This window comes from Actinoplanes sp. NPDC051513 (genome assembly GCF_044454685.1).
GTDB lineage: Bacteria > Actinomycetota > Actinomycetes > Mycobacteriales > Micromonosporaceae > Actinoplanes.
Genome location: NZ_JBITDW010000003.1, coordinates 309,550 through 326,792, shown reverse-complemented (window position 1 = coordinate 326,792; position 17,243 = coordinate 309,550). Strand labels below are relative to the sequence as shown.

Below are 17,243 nucleotides of genomic sequence, written 5' to 3'. Positions count from 1 at the left end.
TCTGGTTTCGGGCATGGCGCTGCCATGGCAGCGCCATGCGGCAGGGATGTGTCAGCCGATTTTGCGCAGGTAGACGCGCATGGCGGCCGCGTAGGCGACGACCAGGATGCCGACGCACCAGCCGAGGGCGATCCAGATGTCGTTGCCGACCGGCTGCTGCTCGAACAGGGCCCTGATCGAGTTGACGATCGAGGTGACCGGCTGGTTCTCCGCGAACGCCCGCACCGGGGCCGGCATCGACTCGGTGGGCACGAACGCCGAGCTGATGAAGGGCAGGAAGATCAGGGGGTACGCGAATGCGCTCGCCCCATCGACGGTCTTGGCCGTCAGCCCGGGGATCACGGCGAGCCAGGTCAGCGTGAGCGTGAAGAGCGCCAGGATGCCGGCTACGGCCAGCCAGGCCAGCACGCCCGCCGACGAGCGGAAGCCGATGATGAGCGCCACCAGGACGATGACCACCACGGAGATGGCGTTGGACACCACCGACGTCATGACGTGTCCCCACAACACCGACGAGCGGGCGATCGGCATCGAGTGGAATCGCTCGAAGATGCCGCCCTGCATGTCGTTGAAGAGGCGGAAGGCCGTGTACGAGATGCCGCTGGCGATCGCGATGAGCAGGACGCCGGGCAGCAGATAGTTCGTGTAGTTGTCGGTGTTCGCCTGGATCGCGCCGCCGAACACGTAGCGGAACAGCAGCAGGAACGCGATCGGCATGATCGTCACCGTGATGATGGTGTCGGGGCTGCGCGTGACGTGCCGCAGGGACCGCTTGAGCATCACGTTCATGTCGCTGAGGGAATGCGTGGTCATCGCTGCGCCTCCTTGTCGCTGTCCTTGGTTCCGACTATTGCCAGGAATACCTCTTCGAGGGTGGGCTGCCGCTCCACGTACTCGACCTTCGCCGGCGGGAGCAGCTTCCTCAGCTCCGCCAAGGTGCCCGAGACGATGATCGTGCCGAGGTGCAGGATCGCGATCCGGTCGGCGAGCTTCTCGGCCTCGTCGAGGTACTGGGTGGTCAGGAGCACGGTCGTGCCGCTGTCGGCCAGTTTCTGGATCACGTTCCACACCTCGATGCGGCCCTCCGGGTCGAGGCCGGTGGTCGGCTCGTCGAGGAAGATGACCGGCGGGTCGCCGATGAGGCTCATGGCGATGTCGAGGCGGCGGCGCATGCCACCGGAGTAGGTCGCCACCCGGCGTCCGCCTGCGTCGGCCAGGGCGAAGCGTTCGAGCAGTTCGTCGGCCACCTTGCCGGCGCCCTTCACGTGCCGCAGCTCGGCAATCATGATCAGGTTCTCCCGGCCGGTGAGGATCTCGTCCACCGCCGCGAACTGCACGGTCAGGCTGATCGACTCCCGTACCCGCGCCGCCTGCGACACGACGTCGAACCCGTTGACGTGCGCCGTGCCGTCGTCCGGTTTGAGCAGGGTGCTGAGGATGCGCACGATCGTCGTCTTGCCGGCACCGTTGGAGCCGAGCAGCGCGAAGATGCTTCCGCGCGCCACCTCGAAGTCCACACCCTTGAGCACCTCCAGTTCCTTGTAGGACTTCCGCAACCCGTGTACCTGGATCGCCGCGTTCTCTTCCATGTGCCTTGCCTCCCCTTGGCGGATCAGGAACGGTGGATGGTGATGTCTCCGTACGACGTACGCGCGCGCACCTCGACGGTCTCGTCGGCCTCGTCGGGCCGGGTCGCGCTCTCCATCAGGTTGCGCACGTGCCCGAACCCGGTGTTCACCTCGAGCCAGGCGGCGGTGCCCTCGGCGATGCCGATCTCGAGATCGCCCGCGGCGGTTCCGACCACGACCGAACCGCGAACGACCTCGCCGAGCTGGATGCCGCCGTTGGACGTCTTCGCGTCGACGCCGGCGCCGGCCCGCCCGACGTAGATGGAGCCGTTGGCGTTGCGCACCCGCACATCGCCGGTGGCCGCGTCGATCGCCGTGTCGCCGTTGGAGTTCTTGACCTCCACGGCGCCCTCGACCTCGCCGACCTGGACCTTGCCGTGGCCGGTGGAGATGTCGGCGGCGCCGATGATGGCGTCGGCGGTGACGCGGCCCATGCCGGTGTGCAGGCGCAGCGGGCCGGTCCGGTCGAGCTGGATGTGACCGGTGGTCTTGATGCGGCACTCCCCGAGCCGGCCGGAGCACCGGAACTCGCCCATGAGCAGGTGCGCGGACAGCTGGGAAGCGCTGGGCAGCTCGATGGACACTTCGACCGACCGGCTCTTCTTGGAGAAGTCGAAGACCCGCTTCGGGCCGATGACCTGGAGCACGCCGTTGGCGTAATCGACACGGATCTGCTGAGCGGCCTGCACGTCGGACTCGTCGGACTCGTCGCTCGGGCGTACCTCGACGACGGTGTCGGCGCGGTCGCTCGCGGTGATCCGCACGTTGCCGACGCCGAACTCGAGGGTGGCGGAGATCGGTTCGGGGGTCTCGAAACTGGGCATGGTGGTCCCCTCGTGATGGGTCGGTGCGCCGTCTCCGCAGGTCGGGGACGGTGTAGGGAAAGACGAGCGGTGCGGTCTAGCGCACCCAGCCGGTGAAGCCCTGTTTGGCCGGTTTCGTGGTGGGGCGCGGCTCGGGACGCTGATCGCGATCGGACTGCTGCAGTCCGGCGGCGGCCGCCCGGACCAGCCAGGCGTTGACGGACCGCCCCTCGCGGGCCGCGGCCTCCTCGATCGCGCCCTTGAGCTGCTCGGGCATGCGTACGTTGATGCGCGCGGCCGGGCCGTCCTCGGCGAGCAGGAGATCGCCGGCCGGCACGTGGTCGGTCGTCGCCGGGGCCGCCAGGGCCGCGAACTCGAACGGCTCGGTGGGTGGCGGGGTCACGACGAACTGCGGATCGCGACCGCGCAGACGCAGCTCGACCGATCCGGGCGCGAGGTCCCGGGTGATCTCGTCGACGGCGGCCGACAGCGCGTCCAGCAGAGTCATGCGGATCGCCGACTCCAGCGACCCGGTCAGGCGCTCGACCAGTGCACGCGACTCCTCACCGCCGGCTTCGGCAAGCGTGGCGAACTCGCGTCCGAGGTTGCTCACATACGAGGTCAAGTCCATGACGCCATAGTGGCACACACATGGCACCACCCACAAGCACTTTGGCACACGACGGTGCCACCATGGCACCAGGCGGCCTGAGGCACGCGCCGAGGGGAATGCGATCCTCTTCGGGTGGATTACTTCTTCTACTGCCGGGACCGGGACGGCGCCGGGCAACTGCGGTGGCAGCTCGTCGAGGAACACTGGGCGTTCATGGACCGGTTCGCCGACGGGATGATCGCGCGGGGGCCCACGCTCACCGACGACCTCGAAGACGCCACCGGCAGCGTGCACATCGTCGACCTGCCCGATGCCGAGACCGCGCGGGTCTTCGCGTTCGAGGAGCCCAACTACCTCGCGGGGGTCTACCGCCACGTCATCGTCCGGCGGTTCGTCGACCTGCTGGGGCGGACGATGTGGGACTTCCCCGGCCGGCAGGAGGAGAGGGGCGGACGGTATCTGATTCTCGCGCACGCCAAGCCGCTGATGGACTGGCCCGGGGCCGAGCGGACCGAGCCGGCCCTCGAGCGTGAGCGGCTCATTGCCTTCGGGCGCCTGCTCTCCCCGGACGGCGAGGACTGGGAGGGGACAGCCGTGATCGGCGAGTTTCCCGAACCGGAGGCGGTCCGGGGCCTCTTCGCCGCGACCGGAGCCTACGACCGGATCGAGGTGCATCCCTGGACCTTCGGCGGGCGCCGGTGACGAGCTCGCCGACACCTCGGCAGATCGTTTTTGCGTGCCCGGGGCGGGTCTCGAACCCGCACGCCTTCAATGAGGCAGCCGCTTTTAAGGCGGCCGTGTCTGCCATTCCACCACCCGGGCGGGCAGGAACACCGTATCGGGTGCCGCCCGGGCAATGGAATCGGACTAGCGGGCTCCCGCGCCCACCTTTTCGCGCTCGTCGGGTAGCTCGACCCGCGGGGTCACGTGGGTGAACTCCTCACGCGGCGCGTGCAGCTGGCCGAGCGCGATCGTCTCGCGGCGCAGCACGAACGCGAGGGTCCAGTCGGCGACGACCCGGACCTTCCGGTTGAACGACGGGATACGGCTCATGTGGTACGTGCGGTGCATGAACCACGCCGGCAGTCCCTTGACCTTGATGCCGTAGACGTGCGCCACGCCCTTGTACAGGCCGAGGCCGGCGACGCTGCCGACGTACTTGTGGCGGTATTCCTTCGGCAGGCCGCCGAGGATCACCGTGCGGATGTTGTCGGCCAGCACCTTTGCCTGCCGGACGGCGTGCTGCGCGCTGGGCGAGCAGTACGCGCCGGGGTTGGTCAGGTCGGGCACCTGCGCACAATCGCCGGCGCTCCACACGCCGTCGAGCACCTGGTCGCCGTCGACCACCTGCAGCGTGGGCAGGCAGGTGACGTGACCGCGCGGGCCGCGCGGCAGGTCGGTGCGGTCGAGCATCGGCGACGGCTTCACGCCGGCCGTCCACACCAGGGTCTCGGCGTGGAACCGGTCGCCATCACTGAGCACGATCTCGCCGCCGACGCAGGACTCGAGCCGAGTGTCCAGCCGCAGCTCGATGTCGCGGGCGTCGAGCGCGCGGGCCGCGTACGCCCCCATCTTGGCGCCGACCTCGGGCAGGATCCGGTTGGTCGCCTCGACCAGCACGAACTTGACCTCGGACGGGTCGAGGTCGGGGTAGTACTTCAGCGCGTCGCGGACGACGTCCTCCATCTCGGCGAGCGCCTCGATGCCGGCGAAGCCGCCGCCGACGAACACGAAGGTGAGCGATGCCTTGCGCACTGCCGGGTCGGGGGTGACCGCCGCGACGTCGAGCCGGTCCAGGATGTGGTTGCGCAGGTAGATGGCCTCGCCGATGGTCTTGAACCCGATGCCGCGCTCCCGGAGACCGGGGATGGGCAGGGTCCGCGACACCGAGCCGGGCGCCACGATGATGTGGTCGTACGTCATCTCCGTGGACGGGCCGTCGATCGGCTGAATCGTGACCGTCTTGCGCGCGTGCTCGATCTTCGTGACCTCACCGGACACGATTCGGCACTTCTTGAGCTCGCGCCGGAGCGGAACCACCGAGTGCCGCGGGCTGATGTTGCCGGCCGCTGCCTCGGGGAGGAACGGCTGGTACGTCATGTGCGGCTGCGGGTCGATGACGACCACCTCGGCGCGGCGCCGGTTGAGCTTCCTGGACAGGCGCAGGGCCGCGTACAGCCCGACGTGACCTGCCCCTACGACAACGATGCGCTGCGGATTCACATGAATATTGTCGCGCGTGACGCGCCGTCGCGCCTTGTTCTGTGATCTATCCCAAAGCCGTTTGTCAAGTGCTCTGAGGCACATATTTCCAACAGATTTCACGCTCTCTGCAAAAGGCGTGCTATGAGTACCGTTGCGCCGACCGCGCAGGCGATTCCCACGATCGTGGCCAGCACAAACGCGCCGCCGGCAAGATCAGTGGAGAGTCCCAGCACGACCACGGTGAGTACCGCGGAGACGAGCACGACCGCGCCGGCCCGCGCGAGCCAGCCGCCGACCATGTCCAACGTCACGACGGCGTCGTACGGGAGGACGGCGGCCAGCGCGGTCAGCGAGTGTCCGAGGTAGAGCAGCGTGGCGATGGTGAGCACCCGCCACAGGGCGATGCGGGACTCGAACCCGGCCGTGTCGGCGATCCAGCCGGCCACCACGACCAGGGCCGAGAACGTCGCCCCCCGGCCCCGCGGCGCCACCGACGGATACAGCGCGACCAGCACCAGGGCCACGTTCCACTGGCTGGCCACGATCGCCGACGGCCAGGCCACGGTCATCGCGATCAGGCCGCACAGCGCGATGCCGAAGCGGACCATGAACGGGATCGCGGTGGCCCGCGACGCCACCGACCTGGCCTCGGCGATCTGCTTGTCCAGAAACATCAGTGCCCCCGGGGGGCCGAGGCGAGGCGGGCCACGTCGCGCAGCACCAGGTCGAGGCTGCCGGCGCCGGCCCACGCCACCACCGGCACGCCGTGCTCGCGCAGGCGACCCAGCACGTTCTCCCGCTCGAGCCGCCACAGGCGGGTGGCGAGCGGGGTCCACTGGTCGCGGTTGGCGGGCGCCGCGCCCGCGGGCAGCGTGTCGACCGCGACGACGTACCGGCCGGACTGGGTGAGCTGGGCGAGCATGTCCGCCGAGCGCGGATCGACCAGCGGGGTCAGGACCATCACCAGCGCGTCCGACGAGACGTGGTGCATGCCGAAGACGTTCTGGTAGTCGTCCTCGCTGACCTCGACCGGGTCGGGGCGCACGTCCAGCAGCCACTCGAGCACGGTCAGGTACTGGCGGCGGCCGGTGGCGGGACGCAGGCGGCGGGCGGTCGCGCCGTACTCGAGCAGCGACACCCGGTCGCCGCGCTGGAGGTAGTGCTCGGCGATCGCGGCCGTGGCGCGGACGGTCGTGTCGAGGACGGACGCGCCGCCGGCGACGCCGCCGGAGAGACCCACTTCGCCGAGCACGTCGAGCAGGAGCAGCACCTCGGCGTCGCGGTCGGACAGGGTGGAGGCGACGTGCAGGTCGCGCGTCCGCAGCGACACCCGCCAGTCGATGCGCCGCAGACGGTCGCCCGGCGCGAACGGCCGTACGCCCGCCAGCTCTCCGCCTTCGCCGGGACGCCGCGACCGGTGGTTGCCCACCAGGCCGGCCGCGGCCGGCATCGCCTCGGTCGCGTTGAACGGATCGGTGTTCGGGTAGACCCGGACGCCCCGGCCGGACACCACGACCGGACGGCAGGCCAGCAGCCCACCGCAGGCGGCGACGCGCGCGGCGGCGGGGCCCACGTCCTGCCGGCCCCAGCGCAGCGCGTCGCCGGGCAGGTCCACCGAGTACCAGCCATCGCGCGGCACGGTGATCGCGAACGGGCGGTCGGCCTGCTCCAGCTTGAGCCAGGGCGAGGTACGGGTCCGCAGCACCACCAGGTCGTAGGGGATAACGTCGGGGTTGCTCACGGTCACCGCGGCGTCGACGTGGCCGCCCTCGACGATGTGCTCCTCGTCGGCGGTGATCGTCAGCTCGGGCGCCGAGCGGGGCATCCGGCGAAGGCCGACCGCGGCGCCGATCGCGAACGGCGCGGCCAGCAGCACCAGGTCGACCCGGCCCAGCGCCACGCCGAGCAGCAGAAGCAGGCCGGTGAGCAGCACCGACCGGCCCAGCGCGCGGGTCGGCACCCAGGCGGGCGCCGACCACGACTCCGCCTCGGCGGTCGCCGACTGCGGAATCGCGGCTCTCAGGGTCAGGGCGTCAGTCATGCCGCGCGTAGGTCGGCAGCGCGCCGCTCGCCGGCGCCGGCACGTTGGTCAGCACCTCCTGCACCACGAAGGCCGGGTCGACGCGGCGCAGCCACATCTCGGGCCGCAGCGTGATGCGGTGGGCGAGGGCGGGTACGGCGACGTCCTTGACGTCTTCCGGCACCACGAAGTCGCGGCCGGCCATCGCGGCCCGCGCCCGGGCGAGCAGCAGCAGCGCCAGCGAGCCACGCGGCGACGAGCCGACCAGCACCGAGGCGTGCTCGCGGGTGGCCGCGGTCAGCGACACGATGTACCGGCCGATCGAGTCCTCCACCGTGATCACCTCCAGGGCGGCCTGCATCGCCTGCAGCATCCGGGCGTCGACCACCGGCTGCAGGAACGACTCCTCCTGGCGGCGGGACATGCGGCGCTGCAGCACCTCCCACTCCTCCTCGGCGTTCGGGTAGCCGAACGAGACGCGCAGCAGGAAACGGTCGAGCTGCGCCTCGGGCAGGGGGTAGGTGCCCTCGTACTCGATCGGGTTGGCCGTCGCCAGGACGTGGAACGGCGGGTCGAGGCGGTAGGTCACGCCCTCGACCGACACCTGCTTCTCCTGCATCGCCTCGAGCAGCGCGGCCTGGGTCTTCGGCGGCGTCCGGTTGATCTCGTCCGCCAGCAGCATGTTGGTGAAGACCGGGCCGGCCCGGAAGGAGAAGTCGCCCTTGCGCTGGTCGTACAGGAAGGAGCCGGTGACGTCGGCCGGGAGAAGGTCGGGCGTGAACTGCAGGCGGCGGAAGTCGAGGCCGAGAGACTGTGCGAAGCAGCGGGCCGTCAGCGTCTTGCCCAGGCCCGGCAGGTCTTCCAGCAGCACGTGCCCGCCGGCCAGGATGCCGGCCAGGACCAGCTCCAGCGAGTCACGCTTGCCCACCACGACGCTGCCGACCGAGTCCAGGACGGCACCGGCCAACCTGCCCACCTCGTACGGGGGAAGGGCGTTCTCGGTCACCGGCACACCTTTCTCACAGTCGTTCCAACGCGGTCACGTAGGTCTCGAGCTCACTCGCCTTGGCCGTGTGCCGCCCCCGGTCGTGCAGGGCCGCCCACAGCGGGTCGCCGAGCAGCTCACGGGCCCGGCGCGGATCGGCGGCCCGGGTGATCCCGTGCCGCAGCCGCAGCCGCTCGTCGGCGAGCTCCGCGAGCGCGGGCAAAACGTTACGCGCATAGAGATCCGCGTCGGAGTGGGCCCGGTCGAGGCTCCGCTCCCAGCGGCGCACGGCGGCGCGTAGCGAGTCGCCCTGGCTGCGGCCGGAGCCGGCGCCCGGCGATCGCCGCTTGGGCTGCGACGGCGGCGCCACCTCGGAGACCGCGAACAGCACGAGCCGCAGGCCGACGAAGAACGCGATGATCAAGAGCACCGAGATGTGGATGTTCGCGGCCCGCAGCGCCGCCACGGTCACCGCGGTCGCCGCCACGATCAGCAGCACGTTGCGCAGGATCCACAGGCCGGTGGAGCGCCGTTTGACGACCGGCTCGGCGGGTTCCTCGACCGGCTCGTCGCGGAAGCTGAAAAGATCGTCGAGGCCGCCGTCGCTCATGCCGAAACCCCCGCGCCGAGGTCGGCGCGCAACCGCTCGAGCGCACTGCGGGCCTGCCGGCGCATCTGGTCGTCGACCGTGTGCGTGGCGTAGCGGGCCTCGCGGTAGACCTCGAGCAGGGCGGCGAGCACCTGCCCGTCGACCTGCTGTTCCCGCAGCAGCCGGCCCACCAGGTCGGTCGGGCTGTCGCCCGGGCTGCGCGGGGTGCCGGCCGCCGCGGCGGCCTGCTCGAGGCGCACCCAGCAGGCGATGACGGCGCGGCGGGGGTCACGGTCGGTGTCGGAGAGCTCCTCCAGGCCGGCGTCGAGCGCGGCGGCGATCTCCTCGGCCGTACGCGCGCCCTGCTTGCTCTCGACGGCGCCGCTGCGGCCCTTGCGGGCGCGACGGCGGGCCTGGTCGCGCACGATCGCCCAGACCACGATGACGAGCACCACCACCGCGATCAGCAGGAGCAGATAGAGCGCGGCGGTGCCGAGCCATTCCGGCAGGCCGCGGGCGGCCTCGGGCGGCTGCTGGGCGCCGCTCGTCGCGCTCGGCTGGGTCTTGGGCAGCAGCGGCGGGGTGGTCGGCGTCGCGTCCGGCTGGATCTGGTCGAGCTGCGGGGACGACCGGGTCGCCGCGAGCGCGGTCACGAAGAGCAGCGCGAGGACGGCGGCCAGTGGCCACCAGCGGCGCAGTGCGGCGAGATCCATGTCGTGCGGTCTTCCCTTCGGCTGTGCCGAATCATGCCAGGCCCGCGAGACTCTTCGCACGGGCGAACACGTCGTCGAGCATCGCCGGGGTGAGCCGGCCCGTGAAGGTGTTCTGCTGGCTGACGTGGAAACACCCGAGCAGGCCGGGCACCCCCGGCATGCTCACGAAAGCACCGTGCCCGAACTTAGGCCGAGGCACGGGCGCTTTTGTGCCATAAACGGCGGCCATCGCCGGCCACCACGCCGCCCACGCGAACGCGCCGAGCGCCACCACCACCCGCAGCGTGGGACGAATCAGACCAATCTCCCGATGCACCCACGGCGCGCAGGTGTCGCGCTCCTCCGGCGACGGCTTGTTGTCGGGCGGCGCGCACCGGACGGCCGCGAAGATCCGCGTGTGCCGGAGCTCGAGCCCGTCGCCGGCCGACACGCTGGTGGGCTGATTGGCCAGGCCCGCCCGGTGCAGCGCCGCGAACAGCACGTCACCCGATCGGTCCCCGGTGAAGACCCGCCCGGTCCGGTTGCCGCCGTGCGCCGCCGGCGCGAGCCCCAGGATCCCGATCGCGGCATCGTCGTTGCCGAACCCCGGGACCGGCCGCGCCCAGTAGTCCCACTCCCGGAAGGAGGCCCGCTTGACCCGCGCGACCTCCTCACGCCAGCCGACCAGCCGCGGACACGCGGAACATTCCGCGATCCGCGCGTCGAGCACGCCGAGCGACGCGGCGCCGGCCGCGTGCTCGACCACGTCCTGCGGGGTACGCGACCTCAGCTCACCCAAACTCACCGAGTCAGCACAGCACCCCACCCTGCAGGCCCGTCACCCGGGTGGGCCGAAGCGGCGGGAGTCCGGTCACCGATGCTGGTCGGCATGGGACAGACACTCGCGGAGATCCTGGATGCGGCGGCCGAGGGGCGGTTCCCGCCCGATGACGGGGAGACGATCGTCGTGCCGCAGCCGAGTTGGCGGGACGCGGGGGTGGTGGCGTTCACGGGGCATTCGGTGGTGTTCGCCGACGAGGACCCGGCGTGGGTCATGAGCGCGCTGGCAGACGTTGACACCGATCCGCTCGCGGCGGCGATGAACGCCCGTTTTCTCAACGCGCTCCTGGAACGGACCGGGCGGCGGATGGACACGATCGATCTGCTCACCGTGGCCCCGCCGCTGGCCGGGCGGCCGCCGGTCGAGCTCACCGAGATCCGCGATCCGGACCATCCGCGGGTGCGGCGGGCGCTGCTGCACCGGGACGACGTACGGGTCTGGGCGGCCGACGGCGGCGTGCTGATCCTGGGGCGCGGGGTGGCCGGGCGGTGGGAGACGGCCATCGAGGTCGAGCCGGCCGTGCGTCATCACGGCCTGGGCACGGCGCTGGCGGTGGCCGCCCGGCATCTGACGCCGGGCGGCCTTCCGGTGTGGTCGCAGCAGGCGGCGGGCAACGCGCGCAGCATCCGGGCCTTCCAGGCCGCGGGGTACCGGCCGGTCGGCGGCGAGGCGTTGATGGTGCCCCGCGAGCAATAGGCCCTAACGGGACGGGCTCGGGGACACCGTGCGGCTGGGCGCCGGCTGCGCCGAGGCGGACGGGGATGGCGACGCTGATTCCGTGGGCGTGGGTGGCTGTCCCGCGAAGGGCGCGTACTGCGGGCAGTACGGGTAACCGATGTTGCGCGAGCGCGTCCCCTCGCCCGTCGTCGGGTCGGTGCAGATGTTGGTGCCCAGCTGGATCGGGGAACCGTCCTGGTCGTAGAGGCGCGCGTTCTGCACCAGGCGCCCCTGGCTGTCGTACACGTAGACGTCGTTGACGTTGCTGAACGGGCTCTGGTCGTAGTAGTCGTAGTTCGCGTCGCTGTAGCCGGGGTCGCGGGCGTCCTCGTCGGCGCCGACGAAGCCGGCCAGCGCGAAGATGACCAGCACGACGGTGGCCGAGCGCAAGGCGAGACGCGGCAGCCGGGAGAGCGACATCGAGCGCTGACCGAGGACGATCGAGACGATCACGCAACCGGCCAGCAGGACCAGGGCCACCACCTCGTTGTTGCCGATGCGCGGGAGCAGGCCGAGGCGGGTGCCGTCGGAGAGGATGTAGGCGAGCGCCATCGCGACCAGGTAGCCGCGCAGCACCCACCAGCCGGGGCGCAGCAGGACGAGAAATTGGCTGGCTTTCTCGTACCCGATGATGGGCCCGGTTTTGATGTCGACGCGATCGACGACGGCGGTGGCACGATCGCGAAGGGCCAAGAGCTGCGCCAGGCGGGCGGGCGGTGGCTCCGGGAAACCGCCGACCAGGCCGGCGGATGCCAGCAATTCCGACGCGTACGCCTCGGGAGCGCCCAATCGCTCACGCAGCGTGCCCGTTCCCTCGGCCTGGACCTCCGCCAGGTGTTCCGGGAGGTCCTCGAGGAGCTCGGAGCGGGTGGCCGGCGCGATGCCGGCCAGCGATCGCTCGACCGCCTCGACATAGGCGTTGATCTCGTCGTTCACGCCGCCCCCCGCTCGCGCAGCAGATCGTCCATCGTGGTCGCGAAGCCTTGCCAGATCTTGCCGTTGCGCTGCAACTCGGTGCGGCCGGCGGCGTTCAGGTTGTAGTACTTCCGATGTGGACCCTCGTCGCTGGGCACCACGTAGGTGTTGAGGAAGCCGGCGCTGAAGAGCCGGCGCAGCGTGCCGTAGACGGAGGCGTCGCCGACCTCGTGCAGGCCGGCCGCACGCAGGCGGCGCAGGATGTCGTAGCCGTAGCCGTCCTCGTCGCGCAGGACGGCCAGGACCGCCAGGTCCAGCACGCCCTTGAGGAGTTGGGTCGTGTCCACGCGTTGCAAGGTACTGTGCAGTGCGAAGTACCGTCAAGCGGAGAGTACTAACCTGTCCCCATGAGAATCGTGGTCATCGGTGGGAGCGGCCACGTCGGCACGTTCCTGATCCCCCGACTCGTTCGCGCCGGGCACGACGTGGTGAGCATCAGCCGCGGGCAGCGATCCAGCTATGTGGACGACCCGGCCTGGCAGCAGGTGCGCCGGGTGACCGCCGACCGGGCGGCCGAGGATCGCGAGGGCGCCTTCGGCGACCGCGTCGCCGGCCTCCGGCCCGACGTGGTCATCGATCTCATCTGCTTCACCCTCGACTCGGCCACCGCGCTGGTCGAGCGGCTGCGCGGCGAGACCGGGCATCTGCTGCACTGCGGCTCGATCTGGCGCGCCGGCCCGAGCCGGCGGGCGCCGATCACCGAGGACGACGCGACCCCGCCCGTCGGCGAGTACGGCATCGCGAAGGCCGCCATCGCCCAGATGCTGCGGGACGAGACCAGGTCGGGCGGCCTGGTCACCACGTCGCTGCACCCGGGCCACATCGTCGGCCCGGGCTGGCACCCGATCGGCCCGCTCGGCAACAACGACCCCACGGTCTGGCACAAGCTCTCGGCCGGGCAGCCGATCGACGTTCCCGGCATCGGTGCGGAGTTCATGCACCACGTCCACGCCGACGACGTGGCCCAGGCCTTCGAGGCCGCCGTCGACCACCGGGACGCCGCCGCCGCCGAGGACTTCACCGTCGTCGCGCCGTCCGCCCTCAACGTGCGCGGCTACGCCGAGATCGGCGCGTCGTGGTTCGGCCAGACCGCGGAGCTGCGCACGGTGACGTGGGACGAGTTCCGTCGCGGCACCGACGACGAGGCCGCCCAGGTCAGCTGGGAGCACCTCGTCCGCAACCACTGCTTCAGCATCGACAAGGCGCGCAGGCTGCTCGGGTACGCCCCGCGCTACCAGCCGGACGCGGCGGCGCTCGAGTCGGTGCGCTGGCTCATCGAGCACGACCAGCTCGACGTCGCCAACCCGCTGAAGGTCTAGCTAGGCCCCGATCGAGAGGGCGATTCCGTCGAGGATGTCGTGCTCGGACGCGATCACGAAGTCGTGCCCGGAACGGTCCAGGATGATCGACAGGATGAGCGCGCCGCCGCCGATCACGTCGGCCCGGCCAGGATGCATCACCGGGAGGGCCAAGCGCTCGGCCACCGTCATCCCCAGCAGGTCGGCGGTCACCTTCGCCACTGCCGCGCGGGACACCCGGGCGTGGTGGATGCGTGTGGCGTCGTACGCGTCGAGCCCCAGAGCCAGAGCCGTGACCGTCGTGACCGTCCCGGCCAGCCCGACCACCGTCGGCGCGGAGCGGCCCGGCACGGCCGCCAGCGCCGTGTCGACCGCGACGGTGATGTCGCGCGTCGCCGCCTCGATCTGGGCCGGCGTCGGCGGATCGTCGTGCAGGTGCCGCTCGGTCATCCGCACGCAGCCGATGTCCACCGAGATCGCGTGCTCGACGCCCTCGCTGCCGGTCACGAACTCGGTCGAGCCGCCGCCGATGTCGAATATCAAGTACGGCGGCTCGGCTCGCAACCCGGCGACGGCGCCGGCGAAGGAGAGCCGCGCCTCCTCGTCCCCGGTGATCACCTCGGGATCGACACCGAGCACCGCGCGGACCATCGCGCGGAAATCGGAAGCGTTCGACGCGTCCCGCGAGGCCGACGTCGCGCACATCCGCACGCGGGTGATCCCGAGTTCGGCGATCTCCGCCGCGTACCCGATCAGCGCCTTTCTCGTGCGCGCCAGCGCCGCGTCGGAAAGCCGGCCGGTGCGGTCGACGCCCTCGCCCAGCCGGACGATCTCCATGCGCCGCGACACGTCGATGACGCGGCCGTCCACCACATCGGCGATCAGCAGACGGATCGAGTTGGTCCCGCAGTCGATCGCCGCGACTCTCATAGGTGCAGCAGCATTCTCGTGTTCCCCAGGGTGTTCGGCTTGACCCGTTCCAGGTCGAGGAATTCGGCGACACCCTCGTCGTACGAGCGCAGCAGTTGCTCGTAGACGGCGTGCGGCACGGGCGCGCCGTCGATCTCGGTGAAGCCGAACGCGCCGAAGAACCGGGTCTCGAAGGTCAGGCAGAAGACGCGGGCCACGCCCAGCTCACGGGCGACATCGAGCAGGCGGGACACGATCTTGTGCCCGATCTTGCGGCCGCGGCAAGCAGGATCCACCGCAACCGTACGAATCTCCGCGAGGTCTTCCCACATCACGTGCAGCGCGCCGCACCCGAGCACGCGATCGTGCTCGTCGACGGCGACCCAGAACTCCTGCACCGCCTCGTAGAGCGTGACCGTGGCCTTGCTGAGCAGGCGGCGGTCGGCCGTGTAGGCGTCGACGAGCGCCCGGATGGCCTTGATGTCGCTGGTCCGCGCCCGCCGGATCTCCACTACTCGTCCTTCTTCGGCGACACGCACGGGCCGTCGACCCACCACGGCTCGATCGCGTCGCGCACCTCGTCGCCGAACGGGTTCACCCCGCGGCCGGCCGCGAGCGCGTGCCCGAGGTGGACATGCAGGCACTTGACCCGGTCGGGCATGCCGCCGGCCGCCACGTGCGAGATCTCCGGCACGTCCTCGATCGCCTTGCGCCAGGCCAGGTAATCTTCGGCCGCCTTCGCGTAGCGCTCGGCCAGCTCGGGATCGGTCGACAGCCGTTCCTGCATGTCGCGCATCACGCCGGCCGATTCCAGCCGGCTGCACGCGGCGGTCGCGTGCGGGCAGGTCAGGTAGAAGAGCGTGGGAAACGGGGTGCCGTCGGGCAGCCGCGGCGCCGTCTCGACCACGTCGGGGTTGCCGCAGGGGCAGCGGTGCGCGATCGAGCGGGTCGCTCGCGGGGTACGGCCCAGTTGGGCCGCCACGATCTCGAGGTCGGCGGGGGAGGGTGTTTCCATGATCAGTTCGGTGACTCCGCGTCGGCGGCTCGCACACTGTTCCACAGCGTGTCGTACCAGCGGTCGGGGGCGGCCGCCGGCTGGTTTCCGGTGGTGCTCGCGGCGGTGCCCGAGCCCGGCAGCAACACCAGCGTCTTGTCGCCCGGACGCACGTAGTTGAGCCGTTCCCGGGCCTGGGCCCGGAGGTATTCCGGGTCTTGCCACTTCTGGAGCTGCTGCTGCTTGTCGGCGATCGACTTCTTCTGAGCGGCCTGACCGGCCTCCAGCTGGGCGATCTGCGATTCCTGGGCGAGATAGACGCGCAGGGGGTACGTGTACGCCAGGGCCAGCGCCACGAACACGACGATCAGGACGGTCGCGCGGCCGGTCAGGGCGCGCGGTCTCGGCGCGGCCGTACGTTTCGCCGGGCCCGTGCCGACATTGACCGTGCGGCGGGTCGGTGCGGGGCGCGCCCGGGTGCGGGTCTGCACGCGGGTCGAGCTCGTCGTGCGGGTACGCGACGAGCTGGAGCGGCGGGACGGGCCCTGTCCGCTCGGCGCGCGTCGCTGTGTGGTCACCCCTGCTCCCCCGATCATGGGTTGTGGCACCCGATGAAACCTATGCCGGATTGCGCGGGCGCCACAACTCCATGATCTTCGCTACTGCCGTTACGCGGCGCGGTAACGCGGGAAAGCGCCCGCACCGGCGTACCGGGCCGCGCTCTCCAGCTGCTCCTCGATGCGCAGGAGCTGGTTGTACTTGGCGACGCGGTCGGACCGGGCGGGGGCGCCGGTCTTGATCTGGCCGCTGCCGACCGCGACCGCGAGGTCGGCGATCGTGGTGTCCTCGGTCTCGCCCGAGCGGTGCGACATCATCGTCTTGAAGCCGGCCCGGTGGGCCAGGTCGACGGCGTCGAGGGTCTCGGTGAGCGACCCGATCTGGTTGACCTTGACGAGTACGGCATTGGCCGCGCCCTCGGCGATGCCCCGGCCGATGCGGGTCGGGTTGGTCACGAACAGGTCGTCGCCCACGATCTGGATCTTGTTGCCGAGCTGACCGGTCATCGCGCTCCAGCCGGCCCAGTCCTCCTCGGCCAGCGGGTCCTCGATCGAGACGATCGGGTACTCGTCGGCGAGCTTCGCGTAATACGTGATCATCTCGTCGGTCGACTTCGGCGAGCCCTCGAAGACGTACGACCCGTCCTTGTAGAACTCGGTCGCCGCCACGTCCATGGCCAGCACGATGTCGGTGCCCAGGCTGAAGCCGGCGGCCTTGACGGCCTCGGCGATCAGGTCGAGCGCCGCGGCGTTGGCCGGCAGGTTGGGAGCGAAGCCGCCCTCGTCGCCCAGGCCGGTCGAGAGGCCCTTCTTCTTCAGCACCGACTTGAGCGCGTGGTAGACCTCGGCGCCGGTACGCAGCGCCTCGCGGAAGGTCGGCGCGCCGATCGGGGCGATCATGAATTCCTGGACGTCGACGTTCGAGTCGGCGTGCGCGCCACCGTTCAGGATGTTCATCATCGGGACCGGCAGGACGGCCGCGTTCGGGCCACCCACGTACCGGAACAGGGGCAGCTCGGCGCTCAGCGCCGCGGCCTTCGCCACCGCGAGGGAAACGCCCAGGATGGCGTTCGCGCCCAGCTCGGACTTGTCGGCCGTGCCGTCCAGGTCGAGCATCTTCTGGTCGATCAGGCGCTGCTCGCTCGCCTCGTAGCCGACGAGCTCGTCGGCGATCTTGTCTTCGATGTTGGCGACGGCCTTCTCGACGCCCTTGCCGAGGTACCGCCCCTTGTCGCCGTCGCGCAGCTCGAGCGCCTCGAAAGCGCCGGTCGAGGCGCCCGAGGGCACCGCGGCGCGGCCGACCGTGCCGTCGTCGAGCCCGACCTCGACCTCGACCGTCGGGTTGCCCCGGGAGTCGAGAATCTCGCGGGCGACGATTGCTTCGATGGTGGCCATGTGTCGTGTCGCTCCCTCTTCG

At 70.8% G+C, this 17,243-nt stretch carries 21 protein-coding genes and 1 tRNA gene; 3 read left to right on the top strand and 19 right to left on the bottom strand.

The window, feature by feature from the left end; genetic code table 11:
- Positions 1-51: 51 nt before the first annotated feature.
- The 4 genes from ACIA5D_RS11530 to ACIA5D_RS11515 form a co-directional block, all read right to left on the bottom strand.
- Entirely contained in the window at positions 52-813 is a 762-nt protein-coding gene (locus tag ACIA5D_RS11530; protein WP_396029789.1) for an ABC transporter permease, read from the bottom strand.
- Positions 810-1,589 carry an ABC transporter ATP-binding protein gene (locus ACIA5D_RS11525; protein WP_396029788.1) on the bottom strand — a complete coding sequence of 260 codons (780 nt, stop codon included), beginning with the start codon at positions 1,587-1,589 and terminating at the stop codon, positions 810-812. The genes ACIA5D_RS11530 and ACIA5D_RS11525 overlap by 4 nt, the downstream gene beginning before the upstream one ends.
- Before the next feature lie 23 nt (positions 1,590-1,612).
- A complete protein-coding gene (locus ACIA5D_RS11520; protein ID WP_396029787.1) occupies positions 1,613-2,452 on the bottom strand; it encodes a DUF4097 family beta strand repeat-containing protein in 840 nt (279 codons plus the stop codon).
- Between the two features lie 76 nt (positions 2,453-2,528).
- Positions 2,529-3,062, bottom strand: coding sequence for a ribbon-helix-helix protein, CopG family (locus tag ACIA5D_RS11515; RefSeq protein WP_396029786.1), 534 nt, complete (start codon positions 3,060-3,062; stop codon positions 2,529-2,531).
- Positions 3,063-3,176: 114 nt separating this feature from the next.
- Here ACIA5D_RS11515 and ACIA5D_RS11510 point away from each other — a divergent pair, with 114 nt between their 5' ends.
- Positions 3,177-3,746, top strand: a complete 570-nt coding sequence (locus ACIA5D_RS11510) for a YciI family protein (protein WP_396029785.1) — start codon at positions 3,177-3,179, stop codon at positions 3,744-3,746.
- 35 nt (positions 3,747-3,781) lie between these two features.
- Here the strand turns inward: ACIA5D_RS11510 and ACIA5D_RS11505 are convergent.
- The 8 genes from ACIA5D_RS11505 to ACIA5D_RS11470 all read right to left on the bottom strand — a co-directional run bounded on the left by ACIA5D_RS11505 (position 3,782) and on the right by ACIA5D_RS11470 (position 10,325).
- A tRNA-Leu gene (locus ACIA5D_RS11505) sits at positions 3,782-3,866 on the bottom strand.
- A 45-nt stretch (positions 3,867-3,911) separates the two neighbouring features.
- Positions 3,912-5,267: an NAD(P)/FAD-dependent oxidoreductase gene (locus tag ACIA5D_RS11500; protein WP_396029784.1), complete on the bottom strand. Its 1,356-nt coding sequence runs from the start codon at positions 5,265-5,267 to the stop codon at positions 3,912-3,914.
- A gap of 98 nt (positions 5,268-5,365) precedes the next feature.
- Positions 5,366-5,923: a hypothetical protein gene (locus tag ACIA5D_RS11495; protein ID WP_396029783.1), complete on the bottom strand. Its 558-nt coding sequence runs from the start codon at positions 5,921-5,923 to the stop codon at positions 5,366-5,368.
- Complete coding sequence (locus ACIA5D_RS11490; protein WP_396029782.1) at positions 5,923-7,290, bottom strand: DUF58 domain-containing protein; 1,368 nt, start codon at positions 7,288-7,290, stop codon at positions 5,923-5,925. Before ACIA5D_RS11490 ends, ACIA5D_RS11495 begins: the two co-directional genes overlap by 1 nt.
- On the bottom strand, positions 7,283-8,281 hold the full coding sequence (locus ACIA5D_RS11485; protein WP_396029781.1) for an AAA family ATPase: 999 nt from the start codon (positions 8,279-8,281) through the stop codon (positions 7,283-7,285). The genes ACIA5D_RS11490 and ACIA5D_RS11485 overlap by 8 nt, the downstream gene beginning before the upstream one ends.
- Positions 8,282-8,288: 7 nt before the next feature.
- The gene (locus tag ACIA5D_RS11480) at positions 8,289-8,864 is read right to left on the bottom strand and encodes a hypothetical protein (protein WP_396029780.1); all 576 of its coding nucleotides are present in this window, start codon (positions 8,862-8,864) and stop codon (positions 8,289-8,291) included.
- Positions 8,861-9,556 carry a DUF4129 domain-containing protein gene (locus tag ACIA5D_RS11475; protein WP_396029779.1) on the bottom strand — a complete coding sequence of 232 codons (696 nt, stop codon included), beginning with the start codon at positions 9,554-9,556 and terminating at the stop codon, positions 8,861-8,863. The genes ACIA5D_RS11480 and ACIA5D_RS11475 overlap by 4 nt, the downstream gene beginning before the upstream one ends.
- Before the next feature lie 31 nt (positions 9,557-9,587).
- Complete coding sequence (locus ACIA5D_RS11470) at positions 9,588-10,325, bottom strand: uracil-DNA glycosylase (protein WP_396030346.1); 738 nt, start codon at positions 10,323-10,325, stop codon at positions 9,588-9,590.
- Between the two features lie 99 nt (positions 10,326-10,424).
- Between ACIA5D_RS11470 and ACIA5D_RS11465 the strand changes: the two genes are divergently transcribed.
- Entirely contained in the window at positions 10,425-11,072 is a 648-nt protein-coding gene (locus ACIA5D_RS11465; protein ID WP_396029778.1) for a GNAT family N-acetyltransferase, read from the top strand.
- Between the two features lie 3 nt (positions 11,073-11,075).
- Here the strand turns inward: ACIA5D_RS11465 and ACIA5D_RS11460 are convergent, their stop codons facing one another.
- Both ACIA5D_RS11460 and ACIA5D_RS11455 read right to left on the bottom strand, forming a co-directional pair.
- Positions 11,076-12,029, bottom strand: coding sequence for a hypothetical protein (locus tag ACIA5D_RS11460; protein WP_396029777.1), 954 nt, complete (start codon positions 12,027-12,029; stop codon positions 11,076-11,078).
- Positions 12,026-12,355, bottom strand: coding sequence for a PadR family transcriptional regulator (locus ACIA5D_RS11455; protein ID WP_396029776.1), 330 nt, complete (start codon positions 12,353-12,355; stop codon positions 12,026-12,028). Before ACIA5D_RS11455 ends, ACIA5D_RS11460 begins: the two co-directional genes overlap by 4 nt.
- Before the next feature lie 60 nt (positions 12,356-12,415).
- Between ACIA5D_RS11455 and ACIA5D_RS11450 the strand changes: the two genes are divergently transcribed.
- Complete coding sequence (locus ACIA5D_RS11450) at positions 12,416-13,387, top strand: NAD-dependent epimerase/dehydratase family protein (RefSeq protein ID WP_396029775.1); 972 nt, start codon at positions 12,416-12,418, stop codon at positions 13,385-13,387.
- On the opposite strand, the gene ACIA5D_RS11445 is transcribed toward ACIA5D_RS11450, so the two are convergent.
- The 5 genes from ACIA5D_RS11445 to eno form a co-directional block, all read right to left on the bottom strand.
- The gene (locus ACIA5D_RS11445; protein WP_396029774.1) at positions 13,388-14,296 is read right to left on the bottom strand and encodes an exopolyphosphatase; all 909 of its coding nucleotides are present in this window, start codon (positions 14,294-14,296) and stop codon (positions 13,388-13,390) included.
- Entirely contained in the window at positions 14,293-14,787 is a 495-nt protein-coding gene (locus ACIA5D_RS11440) for an amino-acid N-acetyltransferase (protein ID WP_396029773.1), read from the bottom strand. The genes ACIA5D_RS11445 and ACIA5D_RS11440 overlap by 4 nt, the downstream gene beginning before the upstream one ends.
- A complete protein-coding gene (locus ACIA5D_RS11435; protein ID WP_396029772.1) occupies positions 14,787-15,290 on the bottom strand; it encodes a DUF501 domain-containing protein in 504 nt (167 codons plus the stop codon). The genes ACIA5D_RS11440 and ACIA5D_RS11435 overlap by 1 nt, the downstream gene beginning before the upstream one ends.
- Positions 15,291-15,292: 2 nt before the next feature.
- On the bottom strand, positions 15,293-15,847 hold the full coding sequence (locus tag ACIA5D_RS11430; RefSeq protein ID WP_396029771.1) for a septum formation initiator family protein: 555 nt from the start codon (positions 15,845-15,847) through the stop codon (positions 15,293-15,295).
- A 90-nt stretch (positions 15,848-15,937) separates the two neighbouring features.
- Positions 15,938-17,221 (bottom strand): phosphopyruvate hydratase, encoded by a 1,284-nt coding sequence (eno, locus tag ACIA5D_RS11425; protein WP_396029770.1) that lies wholly within the window; start codon positions 17,219-17,221, stop codon positions 15,938-15,940.
- Positions 17,222-17,243 lie beyond the last annotated feature (22 nt).

Excerpts from the sequence above, each read along its gene's own strand:
- ACIA5D_RS11445 (WP_396029774.1), bottom strand. The coding sequence starts at position 14,296 with ATGAGAGTCGCGGCGATCGACTGCGGGACCAACTCGATCCGTCTGCTG.
- ACIA5D_RS11495 (WP_396029783.1), bottom strand. The coding sequence starts at position 5,923 with ATGTTTCTGGACAAGCAGATCGCCGAGGCCAGGTCGGTGGCGTCGCGG.
- ACIA5D_RS11515 (WP_396029786.1), bottom strand. The coding sequence starts at position 3,062 with ATGGACTTGACCTCGTATGTGAGCAACCTCGGACGCGAGTTCGCCACG.
- ACIA5D_RS11465 (WP_396029778.1), top strand. The coding sequence starts at position 10,425 with ATGGGACAGACACTCGCGGAGATCCTGGATGCGGCGGCCGAGGGGCGG.
- ACIA5D_RS11520 (WP_396029787.1), bottom strand. The coding sequence starts at position 2,452 with ATGCCCAGTTTCGAGACCCCCGAACCGATCTCCGCCACCCTCGAGTTC.
- ACIA5D_RS11475 (WP_396029779.1), bottom strand. The coding sequence starts at position 9,556 with ATGGATCTCGCCGCACTGCGCCGCTGGTGGCCACTGGCCGCCGTCCTC.
- ACIA5D_RS11450 (WP_396029775.1), top strand. The coding sequence starts at position 12,416 with ATGAGAATCGTGGTCATCGGTGGGAGCGGCCACGTCGGCACGTTCCTG.
- ACIA5D_RS11490 (WP_396029782.1), bottom strand. The coding sequence starts at position 7,290 with ATGACTGACGCCCTGACCCTGAGAGCCGCGATTCCGCAGTCGGCGACC.
- ACIA5D_RS11435 (WP_396029772.1), bottom strand. The coding sequence starts at position 15,290 with ATGGAAACACCCTCCCCCGCCGACCTCGAGATCGTGGCGGCCCAACTG.
- eno (WP_396029770.1), bottom strand. The coding sequence starts at position 17,221 with ATGGCCACCATCGAAGCAATCGTCGCCCGCGAGATTCTCGACTCCCGG.
- ACIA5D_RS11530 (WP_396029789.1), bottom strand. The coding sequence starts at position 813 with ATGACCACGCATTCCCTCAGCGACATGAACGTGATGCTCAAGCGGTCC.
- ACIA5D_RS11525 (WP_396029788.1), bottom strand. The coding sequence starts at position 1,589 with ATGGAAGAGAACGCGGCGATCCAGGTACACGGGTTGCGGAAGTCCTAC.
- ACIA5D_RS11480 (WP_396029780.1), bottom strand. The coding sequence starts at position 8,864 with ATGAGCGACGGCGGCCTCGACGATCTTTTCAGCTTCCGCGACGAGCCG.